8 protein-coding genes are annotated in these 13,903 nt (G+C 52.1%); 5 read left to right on the top strand and 3 right to left on the bottom strand.

The genetic code is table 11. The features are described from left to right. Positions 1–64 precede the first annotated feature (64 nt). Positions 65–985 carry an alpha/beta hydrolase gene (locus tag H5P27_RS04770; protein WP_185659235.1) on the top strand — a complete coding sequence of 307 codons (921 nt, stop codon included), beginning with the start codon at positions 65–67 and terminating at the stop codon, positions 983–985. A gap of 65 nt (positions 986–1,050) precedes the next feature. Here H5P27_RS04770 and H5P27_RS04765 read toward each other — a convergent pair whose 3' ends face one another. Genes H5P27_RS04765 through H5P27_RS04755 form a run of 3 tightly spaced genes read right to left on the bottom strand, consistent with a single transcriptional unit; the run spans position 1,051 to position 7,059 of the window. Beyond that, positions 1,051–4,290 (bottom strand): efflux RND transporter permease subunit, encoded by a 3,240-nt coding sequence (locus H5P27_RS04765; RefSeq protein ID WP_185659234.1) that lies wholly within the window; start codon positions 4,288–4,290, stop codon positions 1,051–1,053. Positions 4,291–4,316: 26 nt separating this feature from the next. Continuing rightward, the gene (locus tag H5P27_RS04760; protein WP_185659233.1) at positions 4,317–5,576 is read right to left on the bottom strand and encodes an efflux RND transporter periplasmic adaptor subunit; all 1,260 of its coding nucleotides are present in this window, start codon (positions 5,574–5,576) and stop codon (positions 4,317–4,319) included. 49 nt (positions 5,577–5,625) lie between these two features. Further along, entirely contained in the window at positions 5,626–7,059 is a 1,434-nt protein-coding gene (locus H5P27_RS04755; protein WP_185659232.1) for an efflux transporter outer membrane subunit, read from the bottom strand. Between the two features lie 235 nt (positions 7,060–7,294). On the opposite strand from H5P27_RS04755, the gene H5P27_RS04750 reads away from it, so the two are divergent. From H5P27_RS04750 to H5P27_RS04735, 4 genes are read left to right on the top strand one after another with little or no spacing between them, the layout of a single operon-like run. Continuing rightward, positions 7,295–7,927: a TetR/AcrR family transcriptional regulator gene (locus tag H5P27_RS04750; RefSeq protein ID WP_185659231.1), complete on the top strand. Its 633-nt coding sequence runs from the start codon at positions 7,295–7,297 to the stop codon at positions 7,925–7,927. A 10-nt stretch (positions 7,928–7,937) separates the two neighbouring features. Continuing rightward, positions 7,938–9,317 (top strand): efflux transporter outer membrane subunit, encoded by a 1,380-nt coding sequence (locus tag H5P27_RS04745; protein ID WP_185659230.1) that lies wholly within the window; start codon positions 7,938–7,940, stop codon positions 9,315–9,317. A 19-nt stretch (positions 9,318–9,336) separates the two neighbouring features. Further along, positions 9,337–10,587, top strand: coding sequence for an efflux RND transporter periplasmic adaptor subunit (locus H5P27_RS04740; protein WP_185659229.1), 1,251 nt, complete (start codon positions 9,337–9,339; stop codon positions 10,585–10,587). 19 nt (positions 10,588–10,606) lie between these two features. Then, positions 10,607–13,768, top strand: coding sequence for an efflux RND transporter permease subunit (locus tag H5P27_RS04735; RefSeq protein WP_185659228.1), 3,162 nt, complete (start codon positions 10,607–10,609; stop codon positions 13,766–13,768). Positions 13,769–13,903 lie beyond the last annotated feature (135 nt).

Genomic DNA, 13,903 nt, shown 5'->3' with positions numbered 1-13,903 from the left:
TTGCCTCTCATCACCGAAGGAGCGACGTATTGCCTTTTTCCGACAGAAACCACATGGAATAGAAATGTTACGGTACCTCCTCCCTTCACTCCTTTTCACCTTCAGCTGCGTCGCAAGTATTCCGAACGACCCTAATGTTTTGCGTCTCTGGGACGGACCAGCCCCTAACCACCAAGAGTCGGAGCAGGAGGAAGTCATCACAGATCGCCCCTCTAGCTTCGCCATTTCCCAGGTTCAAATCCCAACCATCGAAGTCCGACTCCCTGCTCGCCGCAGCGCTACAGGACACGCCGTAGTGATATGCCCAGGTGGCGGCTATGCCCGACTTTCCTACAATTGGGAAGGCGTAGATATCGCCAGCGCCCTTAACGCCAAGGGAATCGCGGCCATCATCCTCAAAAGCCGCCTACCCGACGACGACAGCAATATCGAGCCACGCCTCTCACCGCTCTTGGACGCAAAACGAGCAATGCGTCTGGTTCGCCAAAACGCGGAGGATTGGAGCATCGATCCGGCTAAGATTGGCGTCATGGGATTCTCCGCCGGTGGACATTTGGCTTCAACACTCGGCACTCAATTCGACATGGGCGACCCTCAAGCGGAGGACATGACCGACCGCATAAGCTCCAGACCAGACTTCATGATTCTCATGTATCCAGTAATTTCTATGCGCGAGGGAATTACCCACGCCGGGTCTCGCAAAAATTTGCTCGGCGAGAATCCCAGCGAAGAGCTCGTAGAGCAATATTCCAACGAATTGCAGATCACGGAAAATACACCTCCCACATTTCTCGTCCACTCCTCGGATGACGGAGCAGTGCCAGTGGCAAATTCCATACTGTTCTACCAGAGCCTGCTCGACCATTCAGTAGAAGCAGAGATGCACTTGTACCCATATGGTGGACACGGCTTCGGCTTGGCCCTCGGAAGAGGCCGCCTCGAAGAATGGTCAGACCTATGTATCCAATGGATCAAAGCTCACTGAGCTTGGATTACATATACTTTGTGATAAAAAAAGGGCCGGCTGTTGCGCCGGCCCTTTTGATAAAACTATTTGCCCATGTGAGAGTGGGCTTCTTGCCCCGTCCCCAGATGATGCTCATTAGGAGCGTCATCCTTGCCATAAACCCATTTGAAGAAGTGAGCGATGTCGTCGACCACCAGATTGATGATCGGGACAAAGAACAGCGTGATAAAGGTGGCGAAGAGTATTCCCCATCCGAGCGATACCGCCATCGGGATCAGGAACTGGGCGCTTTGAGCACTCTCAAACATCAATGGCACGAGACCGGCAAAGGTTGTCAGGGAAGTCAGCAAGATCGGACGGAAGCGTTTCACGCCCGCCAAACGGACTGCCTCTCCCAAGGGCATCCCCTCCTTTCTTCTCTGGTTGATGTAATCGACCATAACCAAACTGTCGTTAACCACCACTCCTGACAAAGCCAGCATACCAAGTATGGACATCATGGTGACATTGACGACTGGGTTCGTTTCCCGATGCAGGACAGATTCGTAAATGAAGCTCATCAAGTCGTGTCCCATGATCGCCCCGACCACGCCAAACGGAATCGCAGTCATGACAATGAAAGGTTGCACGTAGCTTCGGAACGGAATCGCTAACAAGACATAGATAACGACTAGGACCAAATAGACGCCGTTCATAAACTCCGCGTTATTATCGCGAGAGTCAGCCGCGCTTCCTTGCATAGAGAAGTGCATTCCGGAATACTTGCTAACGAGCTCCGGCAGGTAGTTTTGCTCGAGATCTGTTTGAATCCCTTCTTCGTCTGTCTGGTTTTCGTCGCCTGATGCGGTCACGCGGATAATTCGGTTTCGATCAAAGCGTTGAATAGACGGCAAACTCTTTCCTGGAACGACCTTGGCCACTTCCTCGAATGGAACTTCCGAGCCGTCGGAAGTTCGAATTTTCATCGAATGTAGAGCCGCGATGCTTTTGCGCTGCGATTCTGGATACCGAACCATGACCTTAATGTCGTCGCGCCCGCGCTGAATTCGCTGAGCTTCAGCCCCATAGAACGCTTGGCGTACTTGCGATGCCAATTGTCGCGAGGTAACTCCCAGATGCACCGCCTGCGGCTTCAACTCAAGCTCGAGCTCCTCTGTCGCCTGTTGGAAAGAATCTTCGATATCGTAAAGCCCAGCGTAGCTCGTGAGTTTTTCTTGTAGCTCCTTGGAGGCTTCGACCAACTCCTCGATTCTCGGCCCCTCAAGCTGTACATTGACCGCATCCGAAGTTCCGCGAGCAAAGGCGATGTCTAGCGATTCCGCTTCCGGAACTGGCCCGACCAATCGTCGTAGACTCATCGAGACCTCTCGGCTCCCGATTTCAACTCCAGTCTCTTGCACAGAGGCTAGCTCGATAACGATCTCACCCTCTTCGGCCACACCCGCAGACGCGCGCCAGCTACTAAAAGGGCGTCCGCCTGCGGTAGCGAAAATATTTTTAATGATGTCCACGCCATGCTCATCGCGAAGTTGGTCACGCAAAGTCATCGCGGCTGTCTCCACTTTGTCCACGACTTTCTGCGTCGACTCGAAAGCGGTACCCACTGGCATGACAACTGTAGTGGTTACAACGCTACGCGGGATGCGAGGGAAGGTGGTGTAAGACAAATGCCCAGCCATAAAGCGGGCTACGAAGATTCCGAGAATCCCGAGAAACAAAACCATAAACGCATAGCGGTAGGTCAGGCAGATTCTCAGAGCTGGCTTGTAATACTTATCGACGAAGCGTTCCAACCCATTGGCGACTCCACGCTGCACTCGCGTGATGAACGACTTTTTGGCCGTATTCGCATTGTTGATCGGGCGGCAATGCTTGAGGTGAGCTGGCAAGATCAACTTGGACTCGATGAGCGAAAAGAGCAAAACAGGTATTACCACAAAGGGGATCTGCTTGAAGATATTGCCACGGAAACCGGTCATATTCACCAGCGGGTAAAAAGCGGCTACTGTGGTGAGTACCCCAAAGATAACCGGTACCGCGACCTCTTGCGTACCCTTGATCGTTGCAGTCAAGGAATCCTCACCCGACTGCATTCGCTGGTAGACATTTTCCCCCGTTACGATGGCGTCATCGACCACGATACCGAGCACAAGAATAAACGCGAAAAGAGTAATCATGTTCAGCGTTATCCCCATCATAGGCAGGAGGAAAAACGCTCCAGAGAACGCGATTGGAATACCCAACGAAACCCAAAATGCGAGCGAAGGCCGTAGAAACAAAGAAAGCACACAGATAACCAAAACGTATCCAAATATCGCACTTCCCTTCAGCATACTGAGTCGCTCAGCGATACGTTCCGAATCGTCTTGCCAGTAATCTAGCGTAATTCCTTCCGGCAGTTGCTCACGCTTGAGAGCAAGGTAGTCTTTTACCTTCTCACCCAAATCGATGATGTTTTGCGTCCCGACTCTGTAGACATCGATAGCCACCGAGCGTTGTCCGTTGAAACGCGGATTGATCGGAGTTTCGTCGAAGCCGTCATTGACCTTGGCCAAATCGCCGACAGTGACTCTTGTACCATCTGGGCGAGTGTAGACGACGATCGCCTCGAATTCCTCCTGCGTGTAAGCCTGTTGAGAAGTTCGAAGCATGATATCTCCGCTGGAAGATTTGATACTTCCCGCCGACAAATCGAGGGAGTGGGCCTGAATCGCGGAGGTCAGACTCGCAAGGCTTAGGCCGTATTCTCGTAGTGTATCCTCTGATACCTCAACAGATATCTCATAAGGGCGAGTGGCTTTCAGAGACGCGATGGTGATACCTTCGATGGCTGTCACCTCATCGCGAATCTGCTCACCGAGATGCTTCAAATCCATCTCGCTCAAGTCGCCCGAAGCAACAATCGTGATAACACGCTCACGACGCTCAGGCATACTTACTTGAGCCCGTTCGGCTTCAGCCGGAAAAGTCCGAATAGCGTCGACCCGGTTCTTGATCTTATCCTGAACCTCCGAAAGGTCGTAGCCTTCCTCGACCTCGAGAGTCACAGTACCCGAGCTTGAAGTCGCACGACTGGTCATCTCTTTGATACCCTCGATATCGTAGAGCTCCTCTTCGATTCTTGTGATGATTGCTTCTTCGACCTCGCTTGGAGTTGAACCCGGGTAAGGTACTGAGACGGTTATGTCTCGAGAGGGAAAATCTGGAAACTCCTGAAGGATAACCTTCGAAGTGAGCGAGTGTAATCCTATCGCGACGATTGCAAACATCAGGATGTTTGCTGCCACGCTATTCTTCGTGAACCATTCGATCATTCCGTTCATAACTGTATCCGTTTTATTGGTTCAGCTTATCCGCGCGGTTGCCCGGAAGGAGTAGATGCAGCGCCAGAAGAGCCAGGCTTGGAGGCCGATTCGGTCAACATGCCGGCCATCGGCTTGCCATCCTCGTCCCGAGCTTGAACCTGCAAACCTTCGAGAGCGTAAGGAACATCCGTTAGGCAAAGCAGCTCCCCTTCCCCCAGACCAGCATCTACGATGATACTGAGCTCGTTTTCCCAAATCGAATTCACGAGTCGACGATTCAAGAAGCCATCCTCACTCACGATCAAAACGTAACTATTTTCCCGATACACGCCACGAGGAATCTCATAAACGTCTCGCAAGGTGCGGCCCTCAATTTCTGCTTGGACAAAGGAGCCGACTTTTAACGGGGGACGACCAGGGACGGACGCGCCGTACGGGTCCTCGACCTGAGCAACCACGAAAATCTGGCGAGTCTGAGAATCGACCGCACCTTCGGAACGAACGATTTGCCCTTCCCACTTGTAGGTTTTACCCAGCGATTGGGAGGAGAGGACCACTTTCGGGCCACCCTCGATAGATGGATTCGCTCCGCGGTAGACCGAAGGCAAATCGAGGAAACTGTATTGGGACGCTGTCAATGGCAGTCTGACTTCCGCATAATCCACCGCATAGATGGTCGCCATTTGAGACCCAACCGAAACGTATTGCCCAACGTCCACGCTTTTACTCAAAACGCGGCCCGCGTAGGGTGCGCGAACTTTGGTTCGCTCCAAGTTTAGTTTAGCCGTTTCGACGCGTGCTTCTGCCGAAGCGGCTGCGGCTTGAGCTTGCTTGAGTTGCGGTTTGCGAAGCGTCAGTTCCGTTGCAGTGGTGCCAGGATTAAGCCTTTCCCAATCACGGCGTGCCTGCTCGTGACGAGCGTTCTCTTGCTGCAAAGCCAATTCCGCTTCCGCGAGAGCCGCCTCGGCGACGATCAGTTCGGCTCGATAATCACGGTCGTCAATCTGCAGGAGAATATCCCCTTCCTCGAAAAAGGCGCCTTCCTGAAAATTCGAAGCGATCTCTACGATGCGCCCTCTCACCTCCGGAATGAGCGAACTTTCGGTACGAGCCCGCACCGCTCCTTGAGAATGCAGGGTCACTCCAAAATCCTCTTTTTCCAAAACACGTGTTACCACATGAGGCGAAGGCGGAGCGAAACGCTGCGTTTGTGGTTCAACGCTATTAGCGAAGATCCAATATATGATGGTTGCGAAAAAGCAGAGTATCACCAGCGGCAATACAAGTTGTAGTGTGCGTCTCATGGCTAGGCTTGGAGAAAATTCTTAAAGGATATGCGATTGAAGTGAGTGGCTAGATCTCGAATCCGCCTCCCAAGGCAAGGTAGAGATCGATACGGCTCTGTACCCGATTGTTGGCGACCTGGATTAAGGAGCGTTGGGCGTTGATGGAGCGTTGTACCGAATCCAATACGGTGGTGATGTCAGACAAACCGCTCGAGTATTCCTCCCAAGCAAGGGTTTCCGCATCCATAGATTCGGTGGCGGCGACTTTTAGGAATTCATAATCCGCAGCGTAGGATTCCTGATTGTAGAGTTCGCTTTCGACCTCGCGGAACGCTGTCAAGACCGTGTTGGCATAGGCCGCCACGTTCAGTTCGTAGTTAGCGACCGCTCGCTTGTAATTAGCTTTTAGTCTGCCTGCATTAAACAAGGTCTGAGCGATGCTTAGTGATTGGGTCCAAATGCGATTTTCGGTTAATTCGAAAATGTCCCCAACATCTGCAGCGCTAGTTCCTCGACTGAGAGTCAGGTCTATGGAAGGCAAACGCGCCTTGCTGGTTTCGAACTTACGCTGCTCAACCGCTGCCAAAGTTCTTTCCGCCGAAATGATATCGGGGCGGCGCAGCAATAAATCAGATGGAAGCCCTACTGGTATTTCAGCATCGAGTGTTGGAAAATCGGAGACCACATCGATCTCATTACGTGGATAACGGCCTAACAGAACTTCAAGGGTTCGAATCGCTGCGTCGCGACTACGACGCCTTCCTTCTAGCGAGCTCTTGCTGGAAGCGAGGTTTGCCCGAATAAGTCGAACGTCCAAAGCCCCGGCAATCCCGCTGGTGAAATTTTCCTCCACGATGCGCGAGCTTTCGGAGAGAGCTTCCAAAATACGAACTTCCAACTCATACTGCTGGTTGGCTTCGACGGCCGCATACCAAGCTTTGGCAACTTGTGCGGCGAGGGAAAGGCGAGCGGCCTGATAATCGGCGATAGCTGCGGCTTGGTCCGCGAGATCTCCACGGTACCCGTTTCGCACCTTGCCCCATAAATCGATTTCCCAAGCCAGACGACCGTTTAGTCCGTATGTTTCGCTGGTCGGAGTTTGATCAATCCCAGAAGCGGATCCGCGACGCGATTTCGTTCCCGTTCCTCCTACCGTTAAGGCTGGGAAGATATCGGCTCGATTGGACTTGGAAGTAGCTAATGCCGCGTCAAGTCGAGCGGAAGCCTCACGCAGGTCGTAGTTGTAGGCAAGCGCTTCTTTGAGGATCGCCTCAAGGCGGGGATCATTAAAATCGTCAACCCAGGAGCCAGCGTTGAACTCGCTTGTCCCTTCGAGTTCAACTGACCATGCGTCGGGAACTTCGGCTTCCAACAAAGCCTGTCTGGAACTTGGGGGGCTGTAACAGCCGCTTAAGCCAAGCAAAGCGAACAGGCCTAAGGAGGCCCCAGCGACGCTTCGATGGAGATGATGTTTCTTACGAGGAGAAAGCCAAATTGGCATAGGAGAAGGTGAACAGTTCGCGGTAATGTTTAACTCAAACGGCGGCATCCGCATTTGCCGCGCCAAGTGGGCCCTCCCGATCCCGCTGAAGGAACGGCTAGAGCTGGCGCCTGAATTCCCAGAGGAGGGAAAAAATAAAACTATTTTTGTTCGGCTGCACGGAGAGCAAAAGAGATCACCGGAGAGAAAACGCTTGCTCAAATTAAATCAAACGTTTGTTTGAAATTAAGCTAACATGAACAAGACACGAAAAAGGCTGATCGAAGCCGCTGAAGCTGAGTTTGCCGAAAAAGGGTTTTATGGAGCCTCTATTCGAAACATCACCAATCGAGCAGAAAGTAACGTGGCCTCCGTTAGCTATCACTTTGGATCCAAGGACGAGCTCCTCCTTTCCATGATCAGACACCGCATCGAGCCGATCAATGAGAAGCGGTTTACGCGCCTCGACAAGGCTCTCAAAGAATCGGACGGCAAGCCGCTAAAAGTGCGAGAGCTCGTTGATATTTTGATTCGTCCCATGATCGAGGCTATGAACGAAGACAAAAGCCGAGCCACTTTCATGCGAGCCATCGCCAGAGCGATCTCAGAACAAACCGAGCTCACTCAGGTTTTGCAAAAGGAAGTCTTCGCAAAAGTCATTAGCGTTTTCGGGATGGAGTTGGCGAGAACACTGCAGGGGAACTCTCCGGAGCTAATCAAACAGTGCTTCACCTACATCATAGTCTGTACCAGCGGTATCATGCACCAACAGCAAAGAGCTCAAGCGATGCAAGCGGGCCCCGGATTTCCAAATGCCGAAAATACCATAACCTTCATCGCGGGTGGTATCGATGCCTTGGTCGCATCTCATAACAGCCCGGCAACCTAGAAAGATCTCCATGAAACGAAGAATCTACCCCTTGCCTTTCGTAGCGTGCGGCCTGCTGCTCGTTTCCTGCCGGACGACGGAATCGAGTTATGATCCTGCCAGCACGCTGGAGTTTACTCCAGAGACATGGAGCCATGCGGAAGATTCGCCTCTACAGACGGATTGGATTGAGAGCTTCGGCTCTCCCACTCTGAGCTCGTTAATCGCGGAATCCATCGAGAACAATTTTGGTTTGGAAGCGATCGATCAACAAGCGCGAGCGGCAGAAGCGGCCTACAGGATCACGAATTCTGCGCGGCTCCCCAGTCTCGGGGCCAATCTGCGGTCATCTCGAGCACGGTCCATGGTGACACTCAACCCGCCCGTGGCAATCGAAGGCGAATCTCATGCCATCAACCTCTCCGCTCGCTGGGAGGTCGATCTTTGGAATCGCCTGGGACAAGAGAGCTCTGCTTCACGTGCCCAGTACCGTGCAAGCTTGTTTGAATTGGAAGCCTTTCGCCTATCCCTTGCTGGCCAAGTTGCCAAAGCATGGTTCAACACAATAGAGGCGAAAACCCAATACGAACTGGCCGAAGCAAGCGCCGAGTCCTTCGATTCGAAATTGCAAACTTTGGAGAGGCGATACGCTCGCGGACTCGTCGAGGCTTTGGACTTACGCCTATCTCGGGCCCAAGTTTCCTCCACCAGAGCAGCGGCCATTAGTCGTCGCAACGCACTGGATACAACACTGCGAACTTTGGAAACGTTACTCGGTCGCTACCCATCCGCTGGACTGAGCTTGGAAGAAGAGCTTCCGGAACTAACGAGCAAGCCAGCGGCCGGTTTGCCCTCTGAATTGCTGGCCCGCAGACCTGACATATTAGCCGAGCAACAGCGACTACTCGCCGCCTTGGCTCTCGAAAAATCTGCCCTCCGCAATTGGTTGCCCAGCCTAAGCCTTACCGCGTCGGATGGAGGATTGAGCAGCGACTTTTCCAATCTTCTCGATAACGATTTCAACGTCTGGTCCATCGCGGGAGACTTGAGCCTAGCTTTGTTTCAAAGCGGCCGATTAAAAGCCCAGAGGGACCAGCTCAATGCGAATCAGTTGTCACAACTGGCTCGCTATAAATCCACTGCCCTTACCGCATTCCGCGAAGTCGAGACAAGCCTCAAGGCAGAGGAAGAATTGGCGGCACTTGAAAGCCAAACTGAAATTTCAGCTAACGAAAACCAACTTGCAGAGGAACAAGCCTGGAAGCTCTACGAACGCGGTATCGTCGATATCACTACAGTACTCGACGCGGAACGCCGCTCTTTCGACTCTCGTAGCCAACTTGTTTCAATCCGAAACCAACGCCTGCAAAACCGCATAAACCTGCACCTCGCCCTCGGCGGCTCCTATTAACCCATTTCCCCTACTTAAAATGGAAGAAAACGAAGAACGTCCCCCACTCTTTCGGTGGCTATTCCTTCACGTCCTGCCTGCGGTCCTAATTTTATTAGTGGGATCCGCTCTCATAATTGGAATCGCCTTCGCCCTAAAAAAAGAGCCCGGCAATAAGCCCACTCAAAAAGTTTTGCCTCTCGTGGAAGCAATCGAAGCGGACGCGTCCGAGATCGAAGTATTCGTCGAGAGCCAAGGAACCGTGGAAGCCAGGACACAAACCACTCTCTTCGCGGAAGTCTCAGGGCGGTTTTTAAGCGTATCGCCAAAACTATACGCGGGAGGCTTTTTCAAGAAAGGGGAAGTATTGGCCACCATCGACAACACCGATTACATCGCCAACCTTGCAAGTTTGAAAAGTCGATACGCTGAAGCCCAACTCGCCTATCAGCAGGAAAAAGGACTGGCCGAACAAGCCCTCGAAGATTGGCAGGCATTGGGCAACGAGGAAAAGCCAAACGATCTGGTACTACGTAAACCGCAAATCAAACGAGCTGAGGCGAACCTCGAAGCAGCAGAGGCAGCAATCAAATCCGCGGAGCGAGACCTTTCCCGTACTGAAGTTAAGGCTCCTTATGATGGGCGAGTACAAAAGAAGTTCATCGACATCGGACAAATCGCCAACGCTCGTACCACTCAGATTGCGAGTATCTACGCCACTGATACAGTTGAAGTCAGACTGGGCATCACATCGGATGACACCCGCTTGATCGACATTCCAGAGACCTACTCGGATGGAACATCGAACAACGCTAAACCGAAAGTAACCCTGACAGCAAATTATGGTGGTATAGACTACCATTGGGAGGGAATAATCGACAGGTCCGAGGGTGCGATCGATCAGCAAACTCGATTGCTCTATCTGGTTGCTCAAATCGAAGATCCTTACGAAAACGTAGCGGATTCTTCGCGACCTCCTCTCAAAATAGGAACTTTCGTTACCGCCAAAATCCGAGGCCAAAAACTGGAATCCGCCTACATGATTCCGCGTCGAGCTCTCCACGAAGGGAATACCCTCTACATAATCGGAGAAGAGGGAAAAATCGAAGTCAGGGCTGTGGAACCATACCAGAAAACGAGCGAGCTCGTTGTTCTCGAGAGCGGCTTGGAAGATGGAGAACTGATCTGCCTTACCCCACTCCAGTACGTTGTGAACGGCATGGAAGTCCTCCTGAAAGACGAAGATGCGACCGATCCTGAAGATTCCGATTTAGTGGATCTCCAACCGTAACCGCGAAGCAACTACCGATATGATTGCTTGGTTCACAAAAAACGGGGTTGCGGCCAACCTCACCATGCTCCTCCTCGTGATCGGAGGACTTATTTCGAGCTTCACGGCGAAGACAGAGCTCTTTCCTGATTTCTCGCTAGATATGGTGGCAGTTCGAGTCCCCTTCCTTGGAGCTTCCCCAGAGGAGGTCGAGGAACTGGTCATCGTTCGGATCGAGGAGGCTCTGCAAGGAGTCAACGGGATAAAAGAGATAAACTCCACCGCTTCCGAGGGCTATGGAGCCGTTACAGTTACGGTCAATAAAGGCTATCCAGTCTCCAAGCTAAAGGACGACATCAAAACGCGAGTTGATGCGATCCCAAGCTTCCCAGCCAATACGGAACGTCCCATCGTGGAGGAAATCCTTATCCCCAAGGATGTCATACGCGTTTCCGTCTATGGGGAAGCGAGCGAGGTCGAGATCAAAAAGATCGCCCAACGTATCCGGGATGAGCTTACAGAAATAGAAGGAATCAGCCAAGTATCCCTCGAGGGCGTGCGAGCCTACGAGCTATCCATCGAGCTTACGGAAAATGATTTGAGAAAATACGGGCTTAGCTTCGATCAGGTTGTATCGATCGTTAGGGCAAACTCATTGGACCTCCCCGGGGGTATGATCAAAGCCCAAGGCGGCGAGATACAACTGCGCACCAAGGAACAAGCATACGACGCCTACGACTTCGAAAATATCGTTTTGCTTACCCGGCCGGATGGAGGGCTCGTGTACCTTAAGGATGTCGCCACCATCAAAGACGGATTGGAGGAATCAGACCTGCTCTCCCATTTCAACGACAAGATGGCTGCCACCATCTTAGTGCGAGAAGTGGGAAACGAGAATCCTCTCGAAATCTCCGCTGCTGTTTACGACTATGTGGATAACGTAGCACCAATCTGGATACCAGAAGGCATCACTCTGGAAGCTTGGATAGATACTTCTTTCTATCTCCAAGGACGTATCGACATGCTGCTGGAGAATGGAATAATCGGCTTTGTCTTGGTACTGGTCTCACTCGCCATCTTTTTGCGACCCTCCCTCGCCTTCTTCGTAGCGATAGGTATTCCAGTTAGCTTCCTAGCGACATTGGCAATTGGACCTTTAGTTGGCATCACTGTTAACCTCATCTCTCTTTTCGCTTTCATACTCGTGCTCGGCATCGTAGTCGACGACGCGATTGTGGTGGGAGAAAGCGTCTTCACCGAGTTCCAAAAGAACGGACCCGGTGTTGATAGCGCTATAAAAGGTACTCATCGCGTATCCACGCCAGTGACCTTCGCGGTCATTACGACCATGGTTGCATTCGTACCCATATTTTTACTACCAGGCATGGCTGGCAAATTTATGGGAGTCATCCCATGGGTGGTTATCCCAACGCTAGGATTCTCATTGGTGCAAAGCAAACTTGTACTGCCCTACCATCTCTCGCTTTGCAAAGTGGGCGACAAGAGCGGACGCGAAAAGCTAAACCTTTTCTCGCGTCTACAACGCAGCATTTCCGACTGGCTAGAGCGTTTTATTCAAACAACCTACCAGAGATGGCTTCGGCGAGCGATCAAATGGCGTTGGTATACCTCCGCCCTTTTCGGACTACTCTTCGTAGCCTCCATTGCCCTGCCCATATCCGGAATCATACGTTTCGTTTTCTTCCCGAGTGTACCCTCGGACTACATTCTCGCCAGTCTCACGATGATCGAAGGCACTCCCGCCTCCGAAACGGAAAAGGCAGTGAAGATTCTGGACGCCGCTCTTGAGGAAATACGCGAGGAGGACAAAGCAGCCGGTGAAATCGACCCGGTCAAAAACAAGCTCGTTTCGCTCGGCTCGGCCGGCAGTTCTGGAGGTCCAGCGGCTTCTGGAGCTAGCTCCACCGGCAGCAACATTGGACAGATTATTCTCGAATTGGCCAAAAGCGAAACCTCAGACTCGAATGCGAACGACGTAGTGGAGCGGTGGAGACAAAAAGTTGGTGAAATCCCCGGAGCTAAAAGACTGAAATTTGAAGCGAATGCCAGTGGACCAGTCGGCCTCCCCGTAGATGTACAGCTGACAGGGCGCGACTTCTCGAAATTGAAGCAGGCCTCGCTCGAAATCCAAGAAAAGCTGCGCGAAGTCGAGGGACTCTATGACATAAGAGACACCTATTCAGAAGGGAAACGAGAACTCAAAATCCGCCTCAAAGACGATGCCCGCTCCTTAGGCATCAACGCCGCCGATTTGGGAAGGCAGGTTCGAAACGCCTTCTACGGTGCTGAAGTGCAACGCGTCCAAAGAGACAAGGAGGACGTAAAGATCATGGTACGTTATCCGAGATCGCAGCGAGAGTCGCTCGGAGACTTGGAAAACATGCGTATCGTGACGGCTAGTGGAGCTCGCGTTCCTATTGGCGAAGTGGCGGAAATCGAAATGGGCGTCGGCTATCCGGCCATATCCAGATTGGACCGAAAGCGGATTATCAAAATCCAGGCCGAAGCAGATAAGTCCGTGATCACAACGGAAGAAATCGCAAAAAAGGTTTACGGAGAAATTCTGCCAGAAGTCTTGCAACGATATCCCAGCGTGACTCCCGCCATGGGCGGCGAGGCCAAAGACTTAGCGGAGTCGAAGCCTGTGTTGATCGGCGGTTCTCTCCTCGTGCTCGCCTGTATTTACATGCTGCTGGCCATACCTTTCAAAAGCTACAGCCAGCCGCTAATCGTGATTTCCGTCATTCCATTCGGAGTCGCTGGGTCGATTGTCGGTCATTTGTACGGTTTCCAAGACCTCAGTCTCCTCTCTTTCATCGGCATGATCGCCATGGCAGGTGTGGTCGTGAATGACTCTCTCGTCTTGGTAGAACGAATCAATACCTTGCGAGAAGATGGAATGAGCCTTTTCGACGCGGTTCGGATTGGCGGAATGCAGCGGTTCAGGGCAATTTTGCTCACCTCAGTCACCACCTTCGTCGGCCTCATCCCAATTTTGCATGAAACGAGTTTGCAAGCTCAGTTCCTCATTCCCATGGCCACCTCTTTGGCTTTCGGCGTCGCCTTCGCCACCTTCATTACGCTTATCCTAGTGCCCTGCTTCTACCTGATTTTGGAAGACTTCAAATGGATCGTAGGCAAGTGGTGGCACGGACTTGTGCGACCACCAAAAGCAGGCTGATACGGATCCCAATCAAGCAAATCTGCGTACGCTGAGGCCCCTTTCTTACTTTACGCTATAGTAAGAGCTGACATGAGTAATTCGAGAACTTGCCCTCATTCTCAACTGTCTCCTCTCTCTTAAGAGCGGGCTCTT

The organism is Pelagicoccus albus, from assembly GCF_014230145.1.
Taxonomy (GTDB): domain Bacteria; phylum Verrucomicrobiota; class Verrucomicrobiia; order Opitutales; family Opitutaceae; genus Pelagicoccus; species Pelagicoccus albus.
Note: the sequence above shows the minus strand (reverse complement) of the source record. Positions and strands in the feature narration are given on the sequence as shown.